20 protein-coding genes are annotated in these 22,772 nt (G+C 38.6%); 6 read left to right on the top strand and 14 right to left on the bottom strand.

The window, feature by feature from the left end; translation table 11 throughout:
* Positions 1-4: 4 nt before the first annotated feature.
* From EV194_RS03010 to EV194_RS02995, 4 genes are all read left to right on the top strand, one after another.
* Positions 5-526 (top strand): hypothetical protein, encoded by a 522-nt coding sequence (locus EV194_RS03010; protein WP_132431935.1) that lies wholly within the window; start codon positions 5-7, stop codon positions 524-526.
* 224 nt (positions 527-750) lie between these two features.
* Positions 751-2,094 carry a fibrobacter succinogenes major paralogous domain-containing protein gene (locus EV194_RS03005; RefSeq protein ID WP_132431933.1) on the top strand — a complete coding sequence of 448 codons (1,344 nt, stop codon included), beginning with the start codon at positions 751-753 and terminating at the stop codon, positions 2,092-2,094.
* A gap of 47 nt (positions 2,095-2,141) precedes the next feature.
* Positions 2,142-3,002: a hypothetical protein gene (locus tag EV194_RS03000; protein ID WP_132431931.1), complete on the top strand. Its 861-nt coding sequence runs from the start codon at positions 2,142-2,144 to the stop codon at positions 3,000-3,002.
* Positions 2,977-3,495, top strand: coding sequence for a hypothetical protein (locus EV194_RS02995; protein ID WP_132431929.1), 519 nt, complete (start codon positions 2,977-2,979; stop codon positions 3,493-3,495). The genes EV194_RS03000 and EV194_RS02995 overlap by 26 nt, the downstream gene beginning before the upstream one ends.
* Here the strand turns inward: EV194_RS02995 and EV194_RS02990 are convergent.
* The 7 genes from EV194_RS02990 to EV194_RS02960 form a co-directional block, all read right to left on the bottom strand.
* On the bottom strand, positions 3,464-3,958 hold the full coding sequence (locus tag EV194_RS02990; RefSeq protein WP_132431927.1) for a DUF456 domain-containing protein: 495 nt from the start codon (positions 3,956-3,958) through the stop codon (positions 3,464-3,466). The two genes, EV194_RS02995 and EV194_RS02990, sit on opposite strands and share 32 nt — an antisense overlap.
* Positions 3,958-6,735, bottom strand: a complete 2,778-nt coding sequence (gene polA / locus EV194_RS02985) for a DNA polymerase I (protein WP_132431925.1) — start codon at positions 6,733-6,735, stop codon at positions 3,958-3,960. The genes EV194_RS02990 and polA overlap by 1 nt, the downstream gene beginning before the upstream one ends.
* A gap of 130 nt (positions 6,736-6,865) precedes the next feature.
* Positions 6,866-8,308, bottom strand: coding sequence for a M20/M25/M40 family metallo-hydrolase (locus EV194_RS02980; protein ID WP_165921781.1), 1,443 nt, complete (start codon positions 8,306-8,308; stop codon positions 6,866-6,868).
* A gap of 183 nt (positions 8,309-8,491) precedes the next feature.
* Positions 8,492-9,910 (bottom strand): SDR family oxidoreductase, encoded by a 1,419-nt coding sequence (locus tag EV194_RS02975; protein WP_132431921.1) that lies wholly within the window; start codon positions 9,908-9,910, stop codon positions 8,492-8,494.
* A 132-nt stretch (positions 9,911-10,042) separates the two neighbouring features.
* Positions 10,043-10,564 carry a hypothetical protein gene (locus EV194_RS02970; protein ID WP_132431919.1) on the bottom strand — a complete coding sequence of 174 codons (522 nt, stop codon included), beginning with the start codon at positions 10,562-10,564 and terminating at the stop codon, positions 10,043-10,045.
* A gap of 102 nt (positions 10,565-10,666) precedes the next feature.
* Positions 10,667-11,113, bottom strand: a complete 447-nt coding sequence (locus EV194_RS02965) for a 6-pyruvoyl trahydropterin synthase family protein (RefSeq protein WP_132431917.1) — start codon at positions 11,111-11,113, stop codon at positions 10,667-10,669.
* A 165-nt stretch (positions 11,114-11,278) separates the two neighbouring features.
* Complete coding sequence (locus tag EV194_RS02960; RefSeq protein WP_079557021.1) at positions 11,279-11,578, bottom strand: ArsR/SmtB family transcription factor; 300 nt, start codon at positions 11,576-11,578, stop codon at positions 11,279-11,281.
* Between the two features lie 280 nt (positions 11,579-11,858).
* Here EV194_RS02960 and EV194_RS02955 point away from each other — a divergent pair, with 280 nt between their 5' ends.
* Positions 11,859-12,833 (top strand): polyprenyl synthetase family protein, encoded by a 975-nt coding sequence (locus tag EV194_RS02955; protein ID WP_132431915.1) that lies wholly within the window; start codon positions 11,859-11,861, stop codon positions 12,831-12,833.
* 57 nt (positions 12,834-12,890) lie between these two features.
* Here EV194_RS02955 and EV194_RS02950 read toward each other — a convergent pair whose 3' ends face one another.
* The 4 genes from EV194_RS02950 to dtd form a co-directional block, all read right to left on the bottom strand.
* The gene (locus EV194_RS02950; RefSeq protein WP_132431913.1) at positions 12,891-13,841 is read right to left on the bottom strand and encodes a glycoside hydrolase family 43 protein; all 951 of its coding nucleotides are present in this window, start codon (positions 13,839-13,841) and stop codon (positions 12,891-12,893) included.
* Positions 13,842-14,321: 480 nt separating this feature from the next.
* Positions 14,322-15,218: a deoxyribose-phosphate aldolase gene (gene deoC / locus EV194_RS02945; protein ID WP_243699310.1), complete on the bottom strand. Its 897-nt coding sequence runs from the start codon at positions 15,216-15,218 to the stop codon at positions 14,322-14,324.
* A 2-nt stretch (positions 15,219-15,220) separates the two neighbouring features.
* Positions 15,221-15,547 carry a nucleotide pyrophosphohydrolase gene (locus tag EV194_RS02940; protein ID WP_132431911.1) on the bottom strand — a complete coding sequence of 109 codons (327 nt, stop codon included), beginning with the start codon at positions 15,545-15,547 and terminating at the stop codon, positions 15,221-15,223.
* A 3-nt stretch (positions 15,548-15,550) separates the two neighbouring features.
* Positions 15,551-16,003 (bottom strand): D-aminoacyl-tRNA deacylase, encoded by a 453-nt coding sequence (gene dtd, locus EV194_RS02935; RefSeq protein ID WP_132431909.1) that lies wholly within the window; start codon positions 16,001-16,003, stop codon positions 15,551-15,553.
* Positions 16,004-16,213: 210 nt separating this feature from the next.
* Between dtd and EV194_RS02930 the strand changes: the two genes are divergently transcribed.
* Positions 16,214-17,197: a lipoate--protein ligase gene (locus EV194_RS02930; protein ID WP_132431907.1), complete on the top strand. Its 984-nt coding sequence runs from the start codon at positions 16,214-16,216 to the stop codon at positions 17,195-17,197.
* Between the two features lie 9 nt (positions 17,198-17,206).
* Here the strand turns inward: EV194_RS02930 and uvrC are convergent, their stop codons facing one another.
* The 3 genes from uvrC to mnmG all read right to left on the bottom strand — a co-directional run bounded on the left by uvrC (position 17,207) and on the right by mnmG (position 22,650).
* Positions 17,207-19,030: an excinuclease ABC subunit UvrC gene (gene uvrC / locus EV194_RS02925; RefSeq protein WP_132431905.1), complete on the bottom strand. Its 1,824-nt coding sequence runs from the start codon at positions 19,028-19,030 to the stop codon at positions 17,207-17,209.
* Between the two features lie 24 nt (positions 19,031-19,054).
* Positions 19,055-20,707 carry an adenine deaminase gene (ade, locus tag EV194_RS02920; protein ID WP_132431903.1) on the bottom strand — a complete coding sequence of 551 codons (1,653 nt, stop codon included), beginning with the start codon at positions 20,705-20,707 and terminating at the stop codon, positions 19,055-19,057.
* A gap of 65 nt (positions 20,708-20,772) precedes the next feature.
* Positions 20,773-22,650 carry a tRNA uridine-5-carboxymethylaminomethyl(34) synthesis enzyme MnmG gene (mnmG, locus tag EV194_RS02915; protein ID WP_132431901.1) on the bottom strand — a complete coding sequence of 626 codons (1,878 nt, stop codon included), beginning with the start codon at positions 22,648-22,650 and terminating at the stop codon, positions 20,773-20,775.
* Positions 22,651-22,772: the final 122 nt, after the last annotated feature.

Raw genomic sequence — 22,772 nt, 5'->3', positions numbered from 1 at the left:
AGCTATGAAAAGTTTGTTTCTATTTGCCTGCGCAGCATTATGCATATCACTACTCGCCGGATGCGGTCTTCGGGATTCGGCTAAAGAAGTAAGGGAAGTACGAAATGCCATGGAAAAAATGGCAACCGAACTAACAGACGCTATTGAAACCGCAGAGCAACAGAAGAGTCTGTCGCCTGATGAAGTGGCCTTAAAAGCCCTTACAGCACTTCAGGAAGAAGATTTGGTCGCTCTCAAAAAGATGGTTCAACCTACACTTGCTCTCTATCTCGATGAAGATTTTCTGAACTACAACAAAAGAAATGTAGAAAACTGGGATGGCGAAATCATTGAAGTACGATACAGAAAAGATGAACGTACCGGCCTTCCGCAAGGAGTGGCTCATTTCAAGAATCTTGGAGATGACCGCATACTGGTTCATATTCTGGATAAAATGGGAGAAAACTGGTACGCCATGGGAGGCGCATTCTCATTTGAAGAGATAACCACAGAAGATTTTCAGCAACTTGACACAAAGGTGGATTGAACCATTCATGATGTCAAGTGCATAGTCAAATCTGAATTATCTCCCTCGCTCACGTCGAAGCCAAGTGGGGAATCGCCAAATGCACTATTCTAAACCATCATTTTATGGTTGACTTGACATTAGTTTAATAATTAATATCTGTGTGTATATGATGGCTTTTTAAATACACACTCTTATGATGTAACTCAGAGTCTCTGAATTTCAATAATCAAAAAACATCCATAATGAAGTACATAATAAATTCAACAATATTCATTTCAATTTTACTTGTCTTTGCAGGTTGCAAAAAAGAGACCACCAGTCCTGAGAATTTTACAGCTTCGCGAGGAACACATGTAGGAGTTATTAACCTTGCGTTTAGTGAAGCACATGGACACGGAGAGATGCATTTTGATGTGGAGCGCTTTAACGAGGACAACGCAACCTGGGAAAGTATAGCTTGGACCAAACAACGCTCCTTTGGTGATTATGGGATAAACCTTCCGAACAATATTATCCCGGGAAAAGAATACAGATACAGAATGCGCGCCCACTCGCATGATGGCGGATACGGTAAATACACTCCCGAAGCAACAGGCTACGCATTTGAAGCCACTCCTGTTCAAATAGTGAGCCTGGAAACTACTGCAGATTTATTCCAAAAGTCGACAGAGATTACATGGCAAGATACCAATAACTATAATGATTTGCGAAATTTATTCAATATCTCATACACTATACTGCGAGCAAAATCCAATGAATTGGAGTCATTTGAACATGTTCACACAAAGCAGGTAGGTGGTATTCCAAATACAAAAGAGTTTTACAGCTTTTTTGATACCTATAATCTCGATCAGAGTTACGTTTACCGAATTACAGCCAGATACGGATATCAATACACGGACCGAGATGGAAGCCTGCAAGACAGATTATATTCTGTTGAGGGCCCAACATACGGAATCTCAGGAGATAACGGGAATGGGGATAATAACGGCAACGGAGGATTACCCGGCGAGGGAGTAACCGACGCGGAAGGAAACAATTACCAGACAATAATAATAGGAAGCCAGGAGTGGATGGCAGAAAATCTGCGTACTACCAAGTACAATGATGGCACTCCCATCAACGACGTTGATACATGGAATACGAGTACAACAGGGAACTATGCCTGGTATAACGATGACTCCGGTTATCAAAACCCATTTGGAGCCCTATATAACTGGCAAGCTGTAGAAACAGGAAAGCTATGCCCCGATGGTTGGCGAGTTCCAACAAACAGTGACTGGCAGGAACTAGAGAACCATTTAGGCGGTGCTGCTGTGGCCGGAGGTAAACTCAAAGCAACATCCTATTGGGATGCACCAAACGAAGGAGCAACCAATTCTTCTGGGTTTACAGCACTCCCCGGAGGCGAGAAATACGAAGGAGGAGCCTATATGGAAATGGGAAATCAGGGTTTTTGGTGGAGTGCAACTGAGGTGTCAGGCAATCAAGCGTATGCAAGACGATTGCATTCACATTTTGGAAGTATTCAAACCAATGAAGCGGCTAAAAGCAATGGTTATTCCGTTAGATGTATTAAGAATTAACCTTTAATTCACTACATTCAACTCAATTATCATAAACAGAATAGTTTATGAAATCATTTGTTATAAATAGAATCTTTTACCTGTCCCTACTGGTCATGATGCTCTTTGCATCATGTCACTCAAAACAGGTAAGTCTCAATTTCAGCACGCACCATGGTGCGTGCTGGAACAGCGACAGCACTAAAATCGCGGTCATCATCTCTTCCACCGCCTTCAGGCGGCCGGAAGGGATTTCCCGCTTTCCCGACGGGGGAAGGGTAAAACATGAATTTAAGAAAACTGCCCTCTATATCTATTCCCTCGAAGACAAAAGCCTCCTTAAAGTTGACGATTTTTCTGACCTCGCAAACATCATAGGAACCAATCGCAGCAAGTGGAGGGGAAGAATAGATTTTCGCGACAGCATTATTTATTACCAAATAGAACCAGTTATAGAGTGGGATTTTTTAAAACATCTGGCTGCAAATAATGTGGATAAACTGATGTTAATTCCTGAATTAAAAGAAAAATATACCCAAACCTTCCAATATAAAATCGTTTCGGGTGAAATAATGCCCGCTGACACAAACGCAGTTAAAGGGTTGTTTGAAAACACCAGACAAGCCAATCTCACCCAACTCAATCAAAAGTTGAACGACGTCCCCGTATCACAGATGGGTCTGGTTTTGAGAGATTTTCACCAAAAACCGGAAAGGAAACTCATTAATGAAACCATATTTCTTCAAAACAAATCGGCCTTAACACGCAGAGCCGTATTTGAGCAAATCATTTCGGAACTTAGCAATGAAGAACTTAAAAGCGTCCTCAACAGGATGGACAACCATCAATCGAGATTAACCGGATTAGAAAAAGAGCGATATGAAAAGGCTTCTAAAGAGTTGTATGAAAACATTAAAGCATTGCTTTAATATTTTATCTATTATCATCTGTTTTACTTTATTTAATGGCTTTCTATATTCTAACCAGCAAGGAGAATTGAGAAGCAATAAATATCTTTCAGTATGTACAGATACATTGCCAACATTTGTTACTGCTTATATCAGTGATGACGAATTCTCCCTGTTATTGGAATTAGAAAATGGCTTAACCGAAACCGTCTACAGTGATTCAACAGCTATTCTGCAACTGATTGAGATATCGCCCGATAATAAGTGGGCCATAGTTATTTCAATGCCTGTTGAAATTGACGATGGCAGAGTGGAAACAACTTATCAACTCATTGATTTGTGCAACCGAAAAATGGTGAATGATAAAATAAAAGCTCTGATATATGATTTTGTTCCGGGAAATGATATGTATTTCATGTCCGACAAGTCAGGGCTTTATCTCATATATTATTCTTCCCATTATGACTATTACGGAATAGAACTTATATCTGAGAACGAGAAAAAAGTTCCTTAAAGAAATGCCAGGAGAAATATCCGCTGACCACCAACTTTAGAACCACTCCCGCAATGATGCCGATAAAAGAGCCAAATGCGGCTCTGAATGCGCGGTTTGAATCATTGTGTGATATCATCTCCCCAACAAAAGCTCCAAGAAACGGACCAACCACAATTCCCCACGGAGCGAAGAAAAATCCAACCACCAGTCCAACAGAAGCTCCCCAAATCCCTTTACCGGTTCCACCAAAACGTTTTGTTCCCCACATTGGCACCAAATAATCCAGTACAGTCACTGCTGTTGCCATAAAAGCCGCAAGCCATAAAAATTGAACGTTGAATTCTCCCCATCGCGATAAATGCAAAAAGATTAACGCCAGAAAACTGATTGGCGGGCCGGGCAATACGGGCAAAACACAACCCACCAAACCCACCAAAAGCAAAAACAGGGCAACCGCGACCAGGAGGACATCAAAAATCATCAGTGTGCCTCCAGCCAGTTACGCCCCTCTCCCATATCTACAACTAGCGGAACACTCAATTCACAGGCCGATTCCATGGAACTACGCACCAACTTCTTCACATCAGCAAGCTCCTCTTTGGGAACTTCAAAATTCAATTCATCATGAACCTGCAAAATCATTTTGGTTTTGTAGCCTCCGCTGTTCAGTTCCTGCTGGATTTTTACCATGGCCATTTTGATAATGTCGGCGGCGGTACCCTGGATGGGAGCATTGATAGCGTTTCGTTCGGCCATTCCGCGTACTACAGCATTTCGAGAATTGATGTCGGGCAAATAGCGCTTGCGACCAAAAATGGTTTCCACAAAGCCTTTATCGCGCGCCAACCGAATGCTCTCCTCCATGTACACCTTTACCCCCTCAAAATTCTCAAAATAGCCATCAATTATCGACTTTGCCTCTCCGCGTGGAATATTGAGCCGTTCCGACAATCCAAAGGCCGAAATCCCGTATATAATGCCAAAATTGGCAGTTTTGGCTTTTCGACGCATATCTGAGGTGACCTCCTCCTGCGGAACGCTAAAAATTCGTGCCGCGGTAGCGGCATGGATATCATCACCACGATTAAAAGCCTCAAGCATGTGTGCATCTTTGCTTAAATGAGCCATCAACCGAAGTTCAACCTGAGAATAATCCGCACTCAGGAAAACATGGTTATCATCGGTCACTGTAAATGCCTTGCGAATTTCGCGCCCTTCATCGTCACGGATGGGGATGTTTTGCAGGTTCGGATTGCTGCTACTCAACCGACCGGTAACAACCAACGCCTGGTTGTAAGAAGTGTGCAATCGGTCGGTATCTTTTACTACAAGTTTAGGTAAAGCGTGAACATATGTGGACAACAATTTTTTAAGTCCTCGTTGCTCCAATATTTTTGGTATGATGGGATGCTTATCCTTTAGCTTTTGCAACACCTCCTCATTGGTGGTGTATTGACCGGATTTTGTGCGACCGGCTTTGGCATCAATTTTTAGTGTATCAAACAAAACCTCCCCAACTTGTCGCGGACTGTTTACATTAAATGAAACTCCAGCCATCTCCATGATTTCCTTTTCCAGCAATTCCAGTCGTTTTTCGAGCTCCTTTCCTGAATTTTCCAGTTCGTCCACATCAATTCGCACGCCATTATACTCCATTTGAACCAATACATCAAGCAAAGGCATTTCAACATCAGCAAAGAAAGAAGTTAGCTTTTCATTTTCCAGCTCCTTTTCGAGTTTTTGCTTCAACTGAAAAGTAACATCCGCATCTTCACCGGCATACTCCTTTACTTTCTCTAAAGGAACATCGCGCATGCTTCCCTGCTTCTTTCCCTTTTCACCTATCAACTCTTCGATGGAAACAGGCTTGTATTTGAGATAAATTTCGGCGAGATAATCCATGTTGTGCCTCAAACCGGGTTGAATCAAATGGTGAGCCACCATGGTATCGAAGAATGGCCCGGCAACCTGAATCCCGTATAGTTTCAGCATGAGTGTATCAAATTTCAGGTTCTGTCCGATTTTCAGAATATTGGCATCCTCAAAAACAGACTTCAACGGCTCCAACAGTTTTTCAGCTTCACCCCGATCTGACGGCACCGGCACGTAATAGGCTTCCCCCGCTTTCCAGGAAAAAGCAATCCCCACCAGGCTGCTTTCCCAAACATTGATGGACGAAGTTTCGGTATCAAAGCAGAATTCTTTTTGTATGGAGAGCTCCATGGCCAGAGATTGAATGGCCATCTCATTGTCAGCCAGAAAATATTGATGCTTTACATCATCTAATGTTTTAAGTGATTCGGCGGTGGTTTCCCTCACAGGAATTTCATCATCGCCAAAAAGAGAACCTTGCGCCGGTTGGGGCGCCTTGGCTTTAGATTCGCCTGTAATACGCTCCCACAAAGTGCGGAATTCCAATTCGTCCAGAATGGTTCTCAACTTTTCCAAATCAGGCTCTGCCCGTTTCAAACTGTCAATGGAAACATCCACAGGAACTTCCGTATTGATGGTGACCAGTTTTCTGGCCAGCTCAACCTGCTCCCGATTATTGGCCAGATTTTCCTTTTGCTTACCTGAAAAATCCTCCAGGTTTTCATAAACATTTTCAATGGTATGATATTTCCCAATGATGTCTTTGGAGCGCTTCTCACCAATTCCCGGACATCCGGGAATATTATCCGCAGCATCACCCCAAAGAGCGAGAACATCAATCACGTTCAACGGTTCAGGAACACCAAACTGCTCACGTACTTCATCGGGACCCCATATTTCCACTTCGTTGCCGCGGGATTTTGGCTTGTACATTTTAATATCTTCATTTACAAGCTGTGCAAAATCCTTATCGGGAGTAACCATATAAGTATCGAAACCATTTCCGGTGGCCTTTTTTGCCAGAGTCCCTATCACATCATCGGCCTCAAAGCCTTCAATTTCAAGCAGAGGAATATTTAATGCTTCAAGAATTCTCTTGATGTAGGGAACCGCATTTTTTATGTCCTCCGGAGTGGCATCTCGGTTGGCTTTATATTCGGTGTACATTTCGTTACGAAATGTGGGACCGGGATAATCAATCACTACAGCTAAATGCGTGGGGTTTTGATTTTTAAGAATATCAAGTAAAGTATTGGTAAAACCAAAAGCGGCAGAAGTATTCAACCCTTTTGAATTTATACGCGGAGCGCGTATAAATGCGTAGTAGGCTCTGAATATAAGTGCGTAAGCATCTAATAAAAACAGTGTGTTTTTTGTGTCGGACATGGATTTATCTTTTTATAAAAAGATAAATTTAGAAATTAGATGGCACATAAATGCTCTTGAAGAGGTAATATTTGAAATTTATCACCTAAATAAACAGTCTCATGAGTATTTCAAAACAACCCGTTAATCACTAATAAATAATTATCTTTTCACTGATACGGCCTTTATCCTGTAAAACAAACTCCACCAGAAAGAAGCCTTTTCCTTGTTCGATGGAAATGACTCCAACATTGGCATTGTTTTTTCGGGACTTAACAAGCTGCCCTGTGAGATTGTAAATATTTATGGTTTCGATGAATGGGGCATCAATTGAATAATGCAATTTATTGCTTTTGGTATAAATGGTGATGATTGACTTTTTAGTATCAGGTATATTCGAAGTACTACTTTTAGATGCTTCAATCATAAATTGCAACCCCAATTTTGCAAATTTGGCAGCATGTAAAGAGTTGCCCATAAAACTGTAGGTGTCATAAATCGTGTGGATGTTTGGGTTACTTTCATTCAGTTTGGCTTCAAAGGGGAAGGCTGCTTCATAACCGGCTTCTGCCCAACTGTAATTATCTGAACAACCATAATTACATATGGTTGTTGAATATTCAAATTGATGGTTGCCGCTTGAATTATAATAGTCCATTAGCTCCATCAAAAAATCATTGAGATTAGAACTGTTATAGGAATCGGTCATTAGATAGACATCTTTTGCTGAGCCCTTATAATTGGTCATATCAAAATTTACGTAGGCGATGACGTTTTTATCTTTCTCACGGTAATAGGAAACGATTTCAGCGGAACCTATCAGCCCAACCTCTTCGGCAGAATACGCCATGAACTCGATGGTTTTGGCAGGCACAAAATTAATCTCAAACAAAATTCTTGCAACTTCGGTAATGGTGGCCACCCCGGATGCATTATCATCGGCTCCAGGTGCAAGCCCATTGTTTGGTGGCACCGTAGAATCCAGATGAGCACCAATAATAACAATCTCATCAGGTTCATCCAAACCGGGCACGGACATGATGACAGAAGGCATTGGTGAGGATGTGTGTTCAAACAGTTCCACTTTGATATCATCCCTGCCGGTAGTGGATGCCAAATCCTCCCACATTTCTCTTAAATCAATGGCCGATTGTGTGGCACTCTCTTTGGTGTGAAATCGGGTTCCATAGTTTTCAAGCAATATGATGTGCTCTTCAATGTTGATGGGGTCAACCAATTCAATGGCCAAATTTACAATATCCTGCTGGTTTATTGAAAATTCATAGATTGAGGTGGTCTTTAATGGCCATTCATGAATGGCTGCCAAAGCAGCTTCACGACTCTGCCGAAAAACGTAACCCGGACCGGGTGTTTGCCTGATTTCCTTTAGATGTAAAAGGGCCGCTTCAGAAATATACAGAGCTGTGTGAATGTGATTTGACCCAAGTATCTCAACTTCTGAGGGGAACTTTGTTTTAAGTAATTCAGCGTCATGGGGAGAGACAGTGGCATAGATGAATTCATTCTGTTGCGCACTGGATAATAAAATCAGAGACAGAAAAAAATATGTTATGAGAAAATGCTTCCGCTTCATATTGTCAAAAATTAAAATTGTGGACATGCAGAATACAGACTAAATGCCGATGATATATTTAGTAACTGTCTATTTACATGGGGAAAACTTTTCTTCAAAATCTATTTTATAAAAACTTTGATGGCTTAATAAAGATAAACAATAAGTATTACACATTAAATTCTAAGGAATTAAATGTTGGTATCATTTCGCAATATTCCTGACCATGCCTCTAAAAATCCAATCGTGAAACGGATATATCATATACCAGTAAAGATTGCCCATAATGCCTTTGGGTTTGTAAATAGCAGTTTGGCTAATTTCATTTCCATTAATTTTAAACTCCAGCCATGCATCCCCCGGCAATTTCATTTCGGCATAAAGAAGAAGACGCTTTGTATTATGGTTTACATCCACTACTCGCCAAAAATCCAGAGTTTCTCCGGGCTTAAGTTCATATTGGTTTTTACGTCCACGTCGCAAACCAACTCCGCCCACCATTTTATCGATAAAACCACGGAACGCCCATAACCTTGTGGCAAAGTACCAACCTGTTGATCCACCAATGCGCATAACTTTATCCCACACACGATCCGGATCATCAATCCTTCTGATGTGGCGCACTCTCAGGCATCCATCTTCCGGAATTGCCTTCAATCGGGAAATGCCGGGTTGAAGTGCATTGCCTGACAGGGCATCGATCCAACTGGAGGTAACTCGATCATTATCAACTTCTTTGATGGCCAACTTCACGGCATCTTTATATGAGATAAGAGAAATATTTAGGTTTTCATCCAATTGATGAGCACGACAAACTACATCAATTTTCATGCTGTTAACAAGATTCACTGCTAACTTGTACGATGTGGAAGTGATAAAATAGAGCCAATAAGATGACAATCGGGGTGACATGACAGGAACAGAATAGATCCATCGGCGAAGTCCTTTGGCAGAGGCATATTGTAACAGCATCTCTTTGTAGGTTAGAACATCGGGGCCTCCAATGTCAAAGGTTTGATCATAAGTTTTCTCTTTTGCCAAAACCCCCATCAGATATTCCATAACATTTTGCATGGCAATGGGTTGTGATTTGGTGCTTAACCATCGCGGGGCAATCATCACCGGCAATTTTTCAACCAAATCTCGCATTATTTCAAAGGAAGCACTTCCGGAACCAATAACAATTCCTGCCCGAAGGGTAGTAAGATACCAGGAACCTTTTTGCAGAATCTCTTCAACCTCCTTGCGGGATGCCAAATGACGAGACAGTTTATCCTGATTTGCAATGCCACTTAAGTAGATAACCTGTTTTACCGATGTGAGCAGCATTTGATTAGAAAAATTGCGTGCCGCAATTTTTTCGAGTTCATCAAAATTTTTTGTTGATGCAGACAGAGAATGAATCAAATAATAAGCTACATCAATATCCTCCGGAATGGCCTTAAGAGATTCCGCATCAAGGAAATCTATTTTTAAAACGTCTAATTGTTCCTTAGGGTAGTTGTCAACAGCAAATCGATCAGGATCACGCACGCAACAGTATACATGGTGTCCCTTGCTGAGCAACAAAGGCAACAATCTTTTCCCAATGTATCCATTGGCACCTGTGAGTAGAATTTTCATGATGCGTTCAAATATAATTTATTAAACGCAGGTTTACATGAAAATGTTTGGATGGTAGAAGAATTGCTTTAAAAAGGATTAGAATAAAAACTCAATAGTTAGAGAAAGGTCAGAACGGGACTTCTGAACTTTTCAATTTATACGTCTAACTCTGAATTCTCCATTTGTCACAATTAAATCGCTTTGTTCATCTGCTTTTAACACACCGCTAAATGTCCCGGTCACGACAGATTGCGATAAACCGGTGATTTCAACTTGTGCATTTACATCAACGCCACCAGAGCTATACAAGATCCCCGTTGGTGTCGAATAGTGAATGATGACTCCGGTAACAACACCATCAGTAACACCATACCCACTATAAATTCCTTCAGTTATTGGGGAATCATGGTAAATTTGTAATCCTACATTGGTTGTTGCATCATTTGCTCCAGAAATGGTTGCGGTGTGGAATTCCGCAGATTGTCCAAAACCTGCCGTAAGAATAAGCTGATTGGTGAATTCGACTTTTGTCCCATCAGCATTGAAGCGGATAAAATAGATATCCTCATCTTTGTCCCCGTCGCTGGAACAAGCGGAAAATATCAGGAACAGCAGTGACAAACTCCAAAGTTTAAGCATTGAGATAGTATGGATGACTTTGGCTGTTTTCATTTTACTTCGTTTAATAACGAAGTAAAATTATTCTTAGAAAAACCAGAAGTCAATACCGGAACCTGATTAAATTCATACAGTAATTGTATGCAAATAGTTCAATCAATTATCCTCAGCGTACCATTCAGCAAAAGAGTTTGCTGTTTCGTGAAGTTTCAGACTGAAAAGGCTTACTTCTTTTGGAAGGGCATTTTTTAGTCGTTGAGCAAAATCAATGAGCATGTTTTCGCATGTTGGCTGATAATCAACCATAAAATGCCGTTCGCCCATCTGCCCCATCTGTTTGATGATTTCCGGAGAAACCTTATTACTCACAACAATTGAATGATCAAGATCCTTAACAATTTCACGGTTTACAATGGCTTTTAGGTCGCCAAAATCCATTACCATTCCCAATTTTGGATTCTCATCATCGGAAATTGGTTCACCAATTACCGTCACCTGAAGGATGTATGAATGTCCGTGAATGTTTCTACACAATCCATCATAGTTCCAAAGAGCATGTGCCATCTCAAAACGAAACTCTTTGGTTAATCTAATTTTTGCCATCTCTACTTTAAGAAAAGATCGTTAGACTTTTAGATTATTAGATATTAGATGCAAATAATCTTCTTATTATCAGTTGATTAAATAGTAAATGCGTAAGTTTTTATATGTCTAATTAATTAGGCAAAAAAAAAATAAACAAACACTTTAAATAATATTTGTTAATAATTAACTGGCAGAGCACTTACTTACACAATCAATAATATTTCTTAAACTTTCGTGTTTAAGAAAATAGAAAGTATTCTTTCCATCCCTTTGTGATGCGAGCACCCCTTTATCTTTTAATATTCCAAGATGGTGTGATGTGGTACTTTGTTCAATATTCAGAAGTTGATGGATTTCAGTAACGGTTAATCTTTTTCCATCCTCGAGGTGTGATAGAATGGCTATACGCATTGGATGCGCGATGGCTTTAAGCATACTGGCTGCTTTTTCCAATATTTGGGGATCCAGATCTTTAATTTTCATTGTTCTATGCTTTTACATACGATGTATAGGCATCGTATTTTGTTATGGTACTGATATTTATCTTAAATCTTTAATAGGAATGCAACAACAATTGTAAATTGTTGTTACATTTAGGAATACAAATATATGAAGAAATTACATATTAAATATGCAACCTCTTAAAATATTTATATAAATGCATGTATTTCAAAAAGAGAATCGTTAACAAATAATAAAAACAAAATTTAAGAAATAAGTATGGTACAATTTCTTATTTTTGAACAAAATATATTGAGAAGTAATGAGTGTTTCATCAAGGATAAAAGCCCCTATAAAGAAAGAGATGCAGGATTTTGAACCCTACTTCAAAACCCAGCTGAACTCAAAAATACCGTTATTAAACATCATCACCAACTATATTCTGCGCCGTAAGGGCAAACAGATGCGTCCCATGCTGGTGTTTTTGTCTGCAAAACTTAATGGGCAAATAACCGATGCAAGTTTTACCGCAGCCGGACTAATTGAACTTTTACACACGGCAACGCTGATTCATGATGATGTGGTTGATGAAACTTATCAAAGACGTGGATTCTTTTCGATAAACGCACTCTGGCGTTCCAAGATCGCCGTTTTGGTGGGTGATTACTTCTTATCAGTAGGTTTGATCAGTGCACTGAAGACCAAACAAATAGGTGTTCTTGAAGTGGTTTCTGATGCAGTAAAAGAGATGAGTGAAGGAGAACTTCTACAGATCGAAAAATCGCGACAGTTAAACATTACCGAAGAGGAATATTACGAGGTGATTCGAAAAAAGACAGCCACACTTATTGCTGCATGTACCAAAGCGGGCGCTTACTCCGTAAACGCCGACGAGGAGCATGTTGAGAAAATGTACAAATTTGGGACATACCTCGGTATGGCGTTTCAAATCAGAGACGACCTTTTAGATTATGAAAAAACCAACCTGGCCGGAAAACCTACAGGTAATGATCTTAAAGAGAAAAAAATCACACTTCCGTTACTTCATGTCCTAGGCAAAATGGAAAATGGTGAGAAGAAAAAAATTCTTCGCACCATTAAAAAAGATCATAAAAAGGAGAAAAAAATTGCTCCAATCATGCAGATGGTAAAAGAGAAAGGCGGAATAGAGTACTCCAGACAAAAGATGAGTGAATATAGGGATAAAGCCCTTGAAATACTACATACCTATCCGGTTTGCGAAACACGTAATGCCCTTGAAGAAATGGTTCATTTTACCACAACTCGCAAAATATAAAAAAAAGGCAGTCGTAAATTTATTTTACGGCTGCCTTCTTCAAAATTACGCGATTCATTAATCTACCGAAGTACTTGCGATAATATTATCTAACACACTTCTTTTAACTTTAAGTGCTGTGCCGTGTCTTGTACCAGGAGGAAAGGTAACTTGGTCTGTTATCTCTGTCCAGTTTTCTAAATCGTTAGAAGTAACTGCTCCCATGCGTCTGTCGCGATAGATATCAAAATAAACTATCCAATTCCCATCAATGTAAAGAGAAGTTGGTCCTTCTGCCCAGTAATTACCATGAATCACATCTCCAGGTTGGGAGAATGGTCCGGTAAGATTTCCAGATCTAGCAACATGCAGGCTCTTTGCAGGGGGTGTTCGTGTTTCATCCTTTAAAAACATAATAAACTCGCCTTCAAAAGGAACAATATGAGAATCAATAACATTAAATCCTGGTTCATAAAGAATTTTAGTGTCGCTGAATTCTTTAAAATCACGCGTTGTTACGTAGTACATGCGATGGTTTAATCCGTCATCTTCAGGCACCCAAGTTTCTGGAAAAGCACCTTCTATGGTAGTAGCCCAATAAATCATATATATTCCCTTCTTCTCACAATAAGTGATCTCCGGAGCCCAACAGTTTCTTGCATTTTCTTCATGCTCCATAACAGGAATATATTTTTGCTCCGACCAGTTAAGTAAATCAGGAGAATTGGCATAACCAATACCTCTCTCGGCCCAACTTACAGTCCAAACCATATGAAATAATCCGTCTGCTCCTTTTATAATGCAGGGATCTCTCATTAATTTATCACGGCCGGCGTTTGGTTTCAGAAAAGAGTTACCACCATTAAGTTCTTTCCATGTTAATCCGTCTTCACTCCACGCCAGATGAAGTCCGTCTCTACTATCTCCTTTAAAATAACTAAATAGATAAACATAGTCTTCAGTTTCCTGATTGCTACAACCAAACAACGAAAAGCTGGCCAGTGCAAGGAAAATAATAAATAATTTCATAAAAGAGTGTTTTAATAAATATGATAAAGAATATGATTATATTATTAGTGTTTCCTGATGTATTTTATAGAGGCTCGTATGGTATTGTCATTTGTACTTTTGAATGAATGAAAACTACATGGAAGGAGCCATTAAGAAAAGCTCAATTCATAAGAAAATGGCACTCTGATGAATTCAATCTGAATTCTGAAAACAACGACTATGCGAATGAAACAGTAAATAAAAGCATTCTTTGTTAAAATCTAAATTTTATATCTAAGTTAAATTAACACAAAATGATCTTTGGTGTGCACAAAATGATCTTACCTGCATTATTCATAAATTGTCTATTACGATGCTCAACTACCTTCTAAATCTGGACGCCCTCAATAAAATTGACTTGAACATAATTTATTATTCCCCTCATCAATTTTCTTTGCGGTTGATCATAGTTATTGGGATTTAAGCATCTCATCACGAAAACTTATGAATAAAGCAGGCTTAGAAATATTTTATAGGCTCAGGTAACCCTTCGGCTCTCTTAATTGCAATGATTAATTCATTGGCCAATCGGCTTGCTCCTATCCTAAACAAGTTGTTGTTTACCCAGTTTTTACCCAATACGTTTAATTGAATATCGTGGTAAAGCAACGCATCATCAACAGAAGCAATGCCGCCGGCAGGTTTAAAACCAATCATCTTACCTCTCTTCTTATGGAAAGCTTTAATGGCATGCGTCATCACCCAAGCAGCTTCAGGCGTTGCAGCAGGACTCATTTTACCGGTGGAAGTTTTGATAAAGTCTGCACCAGCCTCCATGGCAATTAAAGATGCTTTCCAAATTGATACTCTATCGGGTAATGCACCTGTTTCGAGAATAACTTTAAGATGTGCATCACCCATCTCCTGCTTTATTTCAAAAATTTCATTACCCACAAATTCATAATTGCCTTCGAGGAACTCTCCTACTGACATAACAATATCAATTTCGTTGGCACCGAAGAAAATTGCTTTTTTGGTCTCCTCCTTCTTGATATCTAAAAATGTTTGTGATGATGGAAAACAAGCAGATACTACTGCGCGATTAACTTTCATGTTTTTTAAACGCGTTGCCAATACAGAAGCAAATACAGGATAAACACATACAGCTGCAACATCCGGCATATCGGGGAAACTGGATTTGAACTGTGCAACTTTGTTGCACAATTCATCGATATCATTACTACTATCAGTTGTATTTAGGCTTGTTAAATCAATACAACTAAATATATCCTTTAAGTTTTCAACGGTTACCTCTGACGGTACTACTAAATTCGTTTTAAAGTCCGGTAGAGCTTTAAAATCTTCGTTGAACTCAGCAAACAACGGAAGCATATCCAATTCATTTAAATCCATCATATCTATTTCAATTTAATGTTGTTTTTATGTCTGGAAACATCCCTTTTGGTTTTTTTATCCAGGTTATCAATCAAAGCCTTTTCGAGATCAACTCCGGTTTGATTTGCCAAGCACAATAAAACCCATAAAACGTCAGCCATCTCATCCGGAAGTGAATCGGGACTTTCTTTCTCCTTAAAGGATTGATCTCCGTATTTACGGCTCATGATGCGTGCAAGCTCTCCGGTTTCCTCCATAAGAATGGCAAGATTAGTCATTTCAGAAAAATATCTAACTCCATATTTATGTATCCAATTATCAACTAATTGTTGTGCCTCTTTTATAGTCATAATTTAAATCCTGTTATGAGAATCCATCAAAATGGTAACTGGTCCATCGTTGATGAGATTAATTTTCATATGAGCTCCAAATTTACCACAGGCAACCGGTTTTCCAATGAGCTGAGTCAATAATTCTACAAAATATTCATACAGCGGAATGGCATGTTCGGGAGGAGCAGCATCTATATATGAGGGTCGATTACCCTTTTTATAGCGAGCATGAAGCGTAAACTGACTTACAACCATTGCTTCTCCACCAATTTCCAATACAGAATTATTCATAACACCGTTTTCATCATCAAAAATGCGTAAGCCTGCCACTTTTTTTGCAAGCCACTCAACATCTTCTTTGCTGTCCCGGTGTTCTATTCCGCACAAAATCATCAAACCCTGTCTTATTGAGGATATTAACCCGGTATCATCAGAAACTTCTGACTTATTAACCCTTTGAATGACCAATCGCATAAACTGTTTAAATTATCCATTTTAGAAAAACAACATTTATCAAAAAGCGGTTTTTTCAGAATGGTTTTTATATTAAAACTACCTAACATCTAAAATATGGAATATATTTGAATTAGAAAAAATAGCAAGGCAAACCTAAACAGAACAATTGGAATAATTGTTAAAAGAGATGAGTATCACTAGATTTAAACCGACTTTCACATTAATATAATGAATACCAATACGCTGTCCATCATCAGTAAAAGTAAAGATCCGGCATTTAACCTTGCCACTGAGGAATATCTGTTGAGAAAAAAAAACGAAAACGTTCACTTCTTCTATATAAATATTCCTTCTGTAATAATTGGAAAGCATCAGAATGCACTTGCAGAAATAAATCTGAACTATCTGGAACGTGAAAAGATTCCCCTATTTAGAAGACTATCGGGCGGTGGAACTGTTTATCACGATGAGGGAAACATAAACTTTTGCTTTATAAAGAATGGGGAATCCAATGATTTAGTGAATTTTAAAAAGGCAACTGATCCCATTGTTACGGTATTGAATGATTGGGGTATTCCGGTACGCCACGGTGTGAGAAACGATTTGCTCATTGATTACAAGAAAATTTCAGGTAATGCCTGTCATGTTTTCAAACGACGAGTGATGCATCATGGAACTCTTCTATTTAACTCCAATCTGGAACATTTAACCTTTAGCTTAAAAAGTGACCCCGGAAAGTTCCGAGATAAAGCAGTAAAATCCGTACGGAGTGAAGTAATGAATGTTTCCGATATATACAATGAAGCCATCAAAGCATCTGACTTTTTAAATAAACTTGAGTCACAGATAAGGTTTAATAACTCAAATATTGTACTATACGATTTATCGTCTGATGAAATAGATGAAATCAACAAATTAAAAAATGAAAAGTATGGAACCACAGAATGGAACTACAGTTATGGTCCAGCATATGAATTTTCGAAAAGAGTTAGATTGAAAAAAGCTGTGTTTTCAGTAAAAATGAAAGTTGAAAAAGGCAAAATCAGAGATTTACAAATTCGAAGCACAAAAGAAAATGAAAAACTCTGTAAGATGATTACTAAAAATTTAATTGAAGTATATCATCAAAAGGAAGCCATTAATCATGCTCTTACACCCCATTTATATAATACAGAATTTGAGGTATCGGAAATTACGGATCTGTTCTTTTAAATTATTTAACTATTCTCCTGCCTTCTTGAAAAATTCAATCAGAGAATTTGCTCTTTTAGATCCCACAACTTTTTTTAAATCATCGACAGAGGCAGATTTAATTCCACTAATTGATTTAAACTCTCTTATCAGATCTTCTATACTTTTGGGTCCTATTCCGTCTATTTGTTCAAGCATTGATTCATATGCCGCCTTACTTCGTTTTTGTCGGTGAAATGTTATCCCGAATCTGTGTGCTTCGTTACGTAAATTTTGAATCAGTTTTAATGTTTGGGAGTTTTTATCCAGATAAAGAGGAATGGGATCACCGGGCCGAAATATCTCTTCCAGCTTTTTTGCAATGCCAATGATGGCAATACGATCAGACAGATTTAAACGATTTAATGCCTTTACAGCTGAACCCAATTGCCCTTTACCACCATCAATAACTATCAATTGTGGAAGCGGTGAATCTTCATCCAGTAAACGCCGGTACCGACGTTCAACAACCTCTTCCATAGAGGCAAAATCATCAGGTCCTTCAACTGTTTTAATGTTGAAGTGACGATAATCCCGTTTTGAAGGCGATCCGTTTTTAAACACCACACATGCAGCAACCGGAAATGAACCCTGAAAGTTTGAGTTATCAAAACATTCGATGTGTACAGGAAGTTGCTTAAGTCTGAGATCCGTCTTTACATTTTCGAGTAAACGGACATGTCGCGGAATTTTTTGTCGGTTGGCATCTTGCTTAAGTTTCTCCAACCGAAAGTATTTGACATTTCTTTCAGACAATTCCAATAGCTTTTTTTTATCACCAATTTTTGGAATAACAAATTCCACATTTTGCAAAGGCACTTCAGGAATAAAAGGTACAATGATTTCCCTGGAATTACTCTGCAATCTCTCCCGTATTTCTATAATGGAAAGGGAAAGAAGTTCAGAGTCGGTTTCATTAAGTTTCTTTTTTAATTCAATGGTATGAGCCTGAATAATTGCTCCATTTAAAACTTTTAGGAAGTTTACGTAGGCCGATTTATCATCACTAATTATTGAGAAAACATCTACGTTATCAATTTTTGGATTTACGATGGTAGATTTACTTTGAAAACCTGACAACAAATTTAACCGCTGTTTGATGTTTTCAGCTTCTTCAAATTTATACTCGTCGGCGAGCTTCAGCATGCGCTCTTTCAAATATCGGATCACAGATCCGATGTTTCCTTTGAGTATGTTCCGGATATCATCAATATACTCCAAGTATTCCGATTCTGTTTGTAATCCTTCGCAAGGAGCCTTGCAGTTTCCTATATGATATTCCAGACAACGTTTAAATTTTCCCTGGGAGATATTATCCTGAATAAGGTTTAAGCGACATGTTCTGATTGGATATAAGTGCCGAAAAAGGTCAATAAGTGACCGAACCAACATTACATTGGTGTAGGGGCCAAAATACTGACTCCCATCCTTAATTAATTGGCGGGTTTGATATACGCGTGGAAAAGGTTCGTTGCGGATCACAATCCACGGAAAGGATTTATCATCCTTTAGAAGAACATTGTAACGTGGTTGATATTTCTTGATGAGATTGTTTTCTAACAACAGGGCGTCCTCTTCACTGTCTACTACTATGTGCCGGATATCTCGAATCCGTTTGACCAAAACTCTGGTTTTTCCATTATCAGGTTCACGATTAAAATAGGATGCAACTCTTCGTTTGAGATTCTTTGCCTTTCCAACATAAATAATTTTACCTGATGCATTAAAAAACTGATAAACTCCAGGATTATTCGGCAAAACAGAAACCAGTTCGCGAAGTTCATCAATATGTTCATTCAGGTAATTTATCTTCATAGAAAACAAACAGTTATTTTAAGATCATTTATCAGAAACAAACAGTGCTGTAAATTCAAAATCTGTAACATTGAACAATCCTTTATCACCTAGTTTTAATGACGGGATAACAAGAAGGGATAAAAAAGATAGCGTCATAAATGGTGATTTCAAACTGCTACCCATTTTTGCTGCATTTTGATTGCATACTTTATATTTTTCTGCTACTTCAACACCGGATTCACAACTCATTAAACCGGCAACAGGCAACGGCAGATAATTAAAAACTTCTCCTGTTACGGTAACAATACCACCTTTCCCTTCAATCAAAACATTAATTGCCCTGAGGATACTCTCGTCATCACAACCTGCTACAATAATATTATGACTGTCGTGGGCAACGGTACTTCCAATTGCTCCCATCTTTAATCCCAGGTTTTTCACAAACCCCACTGAAGGTGGAGTATCTTTATAACGATTAACAACAACGAGTTTAATAATATCCTGATTCAAGTCGGATGATAACACTCCTCCTGAAACATTCTCAGGTCTCCATTCAAATTGAGAAGTTAGAAGTTCACCATCGTGAACTTCAATCACTCTGACATAATCAAATTCATCAGGTAATTTCACCACTAACTGTTCAGGTGTAACAAGTTCAGTTCTGAATTTATTAATTGGAACTGCCGCAGAAACATCAAAAGTAATTCCATCACTTTTATGATATACCCTCTCCCCCTCAATATATGTTTCCACCACATTGAAATTATCGAGATCTTCGACAACAATAAAATCGGCAGGATCATTTACGCGCAATAAACCTATTGGTAAACTATAGTGTTGAGCAGGATTAATGGTTACTGCACGCAACAAGTCAAACAGATCAACACCTTCTTTCAATCCTAATCTCAACAAACGATCCACGTGACCTTGAGATATTAAATCATCGGGATGACTGTCGTCAGTGCATAGCATGAGTCTGTCAGGATGATTTTCGAACAGTGATTTTAGAGCCTCAAAATTGCGTGCGGCACTCCCCTCCCTTATCTGAATCATCATTCCCTTAGAAATTTTCTCCTCTGCTTCTTGAAGGGTACTACATTCATGATCGGTAGAAATTCCAGCCGAAACATATTTGTCAAGATTGTCTCCGGTTAACCCCGGAGCATGTCCATCGATTGGTTTATTATATTGTTTTGCAGAACTCAACTTCTTGTGAACCTCCCCATCATCGTAAATAACTCCTGGAAAATTCATCATTTCTGACAAAAACCATACATCATCTCTCCTAAGTAAACTCTGTACCGCACTACTGTCAATCACAGCCCCGGAACTTTCAAAAGAGGTAGCTGGAACGCAACTTGGTGCTCCAAAAAAGAACTTGAGCGGAACTCTTTTTCCGTCATTAATCATATAGTCCACTCCTTCCACGCCGAGCACATTTGCAATTTCATGAGGATCGGAAACCACGCCAATGGTTCCACGTGGAACAACAATTTCAGCAAACCGTGAAGGTGTTAACATGGAACTTTCAACATGAACATGTGCATCAATAAAGCCTGGAAGTATGAAATTATTAAATTCCTCGTCAACTTTGACAATTGAGATAATTTTGTTTTTATCGATAGTTATTTCACCAGGATATATTTCTTTGCTAAAAACATCTACAATGTTTCCCCTTATGCTATTGTTCCTCATATTGCAGAAATTATAGAATGATATAATAAATAATAAAAAAACAGGTAATTGTTTCACGTGAAACATTACCTTCCTAATAAAACCAAAAGAACATTTATATCGCTGGGGGAAACACCACTGATTCTCGAAGCTTGTCCGATGGTTTCAGGATCTATTCGTGTAAGCTTTTGGCGTCCCTCGGTACTGATGGTTTTAATATCTTCGTACTTAAATTTACCTTTAATCTTTAAGTGTTCCAGTCTTGTGAGCTTGTCTGCAATGATTCGTTCACGAGCAATATACCCTTCGTACTTAAGTAAAACTTCGGCAGCTTCAATAATCTCCTCTCGCCTATCTATAGGTAAACCCTCACAGAATTTTCTTAATGGCTCAAAAGATTCAATCAAATCAGACAACTTGACTTGAGGTCGTAAAACGATTGTATTCAGTTTTACGCCTTGCTTTAAAGGAGAAGATTGAATTGTTTCAAGATAATTATTGATATCAGAAGTCTTAACACTACAGCTATTAATGAATTCGATTACTTCATCTCTAAATTTAATTTTTTCATTAAATATTTCATAACGGTAATCGTCAACTAGTCCTATTTCTTTTCCTTTTGGAGTTAATCTAACATCGGCATCATCCTGACGAAGGAGTATGCGATATTCAGCTCGACTGGTAAACATTCTGTATGGTTCATCAACGCCCTTAGTAATTAAGTCATCAATCAAAACACCTATATAAGCTTCATCCCTCTTTAACACGAAATCAGAACCCCCATCTAAAGCCAATGATGCATTTATACCTGCAATTAATCCTTGAGCGGCAGCCTCTTCATAACCTGTTGTTCCATTAATTTGTCCTGCAAAATATAGCCCTTTAATTAACTTCGTTTCCAATGTGGCTTTTAACTGCGTAGGATCAAAAAAATCATACTCGATGGCATAACCAGGTCGAAAATAAACTGCATTTTCTAAACCGGGAACATGTTTTAAAGCTTCAAACTGCGTTTCCATAGGAAGCGAACTGCTAAAACCATTAAGATAATATTCAATGGTTGTTTCTCCTTCTGGTTCTAAATATAATTGATGACGATCTTTATCAGCAAAATTTACAATCTTAGTCTCAATGCTTGGACAATAGCGTGGACCTAAACTTTGAATGGTTCCATTGTACATGGGACTTTTATTCAAACTCCGTTCGATAATAGAATGAACCTTAGAATTTGTATAGGTGATATAACAGCTTCGTTGGTTTAATCGTCTATTCGTTATTGGGAGATAACTAAATTTGTAAAAAGAATTTTCCCCAGCTTGTTCTTCTAATTTGCTAAAATCTATAGAGCGAGAATCAATTCTGACTGGAGTTCCTGTCTTCATCCTGCTGGTAGTAAATCCTGCATTAAAAAGTTTTTCCGTGATTCCATATGAAGCAGGTTCAGAAATACGCCCACCTTTAAGCTGTGTTTCTCCAATATGCATTAACCCATTAAGGAATGTACCAGTAGTTATTATAATCTTTGGGGCGCTAAATTCAACACCCATTTGAGTAGTGACAGATTGAATTTTACCATTAGAAATGGATATATCAACAACAGTATCTTGCCAAAAAGATATATTCGAAATATTCTCTAAAATATCACGCCATTTTAATGAAAAAACCATGCGGTCACATTGGGAACGTGGTGACCACATTGCAGGACCCTTGCTTCGATTAAGCATACGAAACTGAATTGACGAGTAGTCAGTAACAATTCCCATTTGTCCACCAATAGCATCTATCTCTCTGACTATTTGACCTTTAGCAACTCCTCCAACAGCCGGGTTACAACTCATTTGAGCAATTTTATTTAGGTCCATCGTAATTAATAAAGTACGTTTACCTAAATTTCCTGCTGCAGCTGCTGCTTCACAACCAGCATGCCCACCTCCTACAACAATAACATCAAATTCAAATAACATCTTACAAGTTTTAAACCACCAAATTTAATAAACAAATAAATCAAAAAATTGATCAAACTCAAAAAATTAAAACCCGGCAGATAATAAACATAATAAAGACGATCAGAATTGCGTGAAAGAAA

The sequence above is a fragment of the Natronoflexus pectinivorans genome (genome assembly GCF_004345615.1).
Classification (GTDB): domain Bacteria; phylum Bacteroidota; class Bacteroidia; order Bacteroidales; family Marinilabiliaceae; genus Natronoflexus; species Natronoflexus pectinivorans.
Note: the sequence above shows the minus strand (reverse complement) of the source record. Positions and strands in the feature narration are given on the sequence as shown.

Excerpts from the sequence above, each read along its gene's own strand:
- EV194_RS03010 (WP_132431935.1), top strand. The coding sequence starts at position 5 with ATGAAAAGTTTGTTTCTATTTGCCTGCGCAGCATTATGCATATCACTA.
- EV194_RS03005 (WP_132431933.1), top strand. The coding sequence starts at position 751 with ATGAAGTACATAATAAATTCAACAATATTCATTTCAATTTTACTTGTC.
- EV194_RS03000 (WP_132431931.1), top strand. The coding sequence starts at position 2,142 with ATGAAATCATTTGTTATAAATAGAATCTTTTACCTGTCCCTACTGGTC.
- EV194_RS02995 (WP_132431929.1), top strand. The coding sequence starts at position 2,977 with ATGAAAACATTAAAGCATTGCTTTAATATTTTATCTATTATCATCTGT.
- EV194_RS02990 (WP_132431927.1), bottom strand. The coding sequence starts at position 3,958 with ATGATTTTTGATGTCCTCCTGGTCGCGGTTGCCCTGTTTTTGCTTTTG.
- polA (WP_132431925.1), bottom strand. The coding sequence starts at position 6,735 with ATGTCCGACACAAAAAACACACTGTTTTTATTAGATGCTTACGCACTT.
- EV194_RS02980 (WP_165921781.1), bottom strand. The coding sequence starts at position 8,308 with ATGAAGCGGAAGCATTTTCTCATAACATATTTTTTTCTGTCTCTGATT.
- EV194_RS02975 (WP_132431921.1), bottom strand. The coding sequence starts at position 9,910 with ATGAAAATTCTACTCACAGGTGCCAATGGATACATTGGGAAAAGATTG.
- EV194_RS02970 (WP_132431919.1), bottom strand. The coding sequence starts at position 10,564 with ATGAAAACAGCCAAAGTCATCCATACTATCTCAATGCTTAAACTTTGG.
- EV194_RS02965 (WP_132431917.1), bottom strand. The coding sequence starts at position 11,113 with ATGGCAAAAATTAGATTAACCAAAGAGTTTCGTTTTGAGATGGCACAT.
- EV194_RS02960 (WP_079557021.1), bottom strand. The coding sequence starts at position 11,578 with ATGAAAATTAAAGATCTGGATCCCCAAATATTGGAAAAAGCAGCCAGT.
- EV194_RS02955 (WP_132431915.1), top strand. The coding sequence starts at position 11,859 with ATGAGTGTTTCATCAAGGATAAAAGCCCCTATAAAGAAAGAGATGCAG.
- EV194_RS02950 (WP_132431913.1), bottom strand. The coding sequence starts at position 13,841 with ATGAAATTATTTATTATTTTCCTTGCACTGGCCAGCTTTTCGTTGTTT.
- deoC (WP_243699310.1), bottom strand. The coding sequence starts at position 15,218 with ATGATGGATTTAAATGAATTGGATATGCTTCCGTTGTTTGCTGAGTTC.
- EV194_RS02940 (WP_132431911.1), bottom strand. The coding sequence starts at position 15,547 with ATGACTATAAAAGAGGCACAACAATTAGTTGATAATTGGATACATAAA.
- dtd (WP_132431909.1), bottom strand. The coding sequence starts at position 16,003 with ATGCGATTGGTCATTCAAAGGGTTAATAAGTCAGAAGTTTCTGATGAT.
- EV194_RS02930 (WP_132431907.1), top strand. The coding sequence starts at position 16,214 with ATGAATACCAATACGCTGTCCATCATCAGTAAAAGTAAAGATCCGGCA.
- uvrC (WP_132431905.1), bottom strand. The coding sequence starts at position 19,030 with ATGAAGATAAATTACCTGAATGAACATATTGATGAACTTCGCGAACTG.
- ade (WP_132431903.1), bottom strand. The coding sequence starts at position 20,707 with ATGAGGAACAATAGCATAAGGGGAAACATTGTAGATGTTTTTAGCAAA.
- mnmG (WP_132431901.1), bottom strand. The coding sequence starts at position 22,650 with ATGTTATTTGAATTTGATGTTATTGTTGTAGGAGGTGGGCATGCTGGT.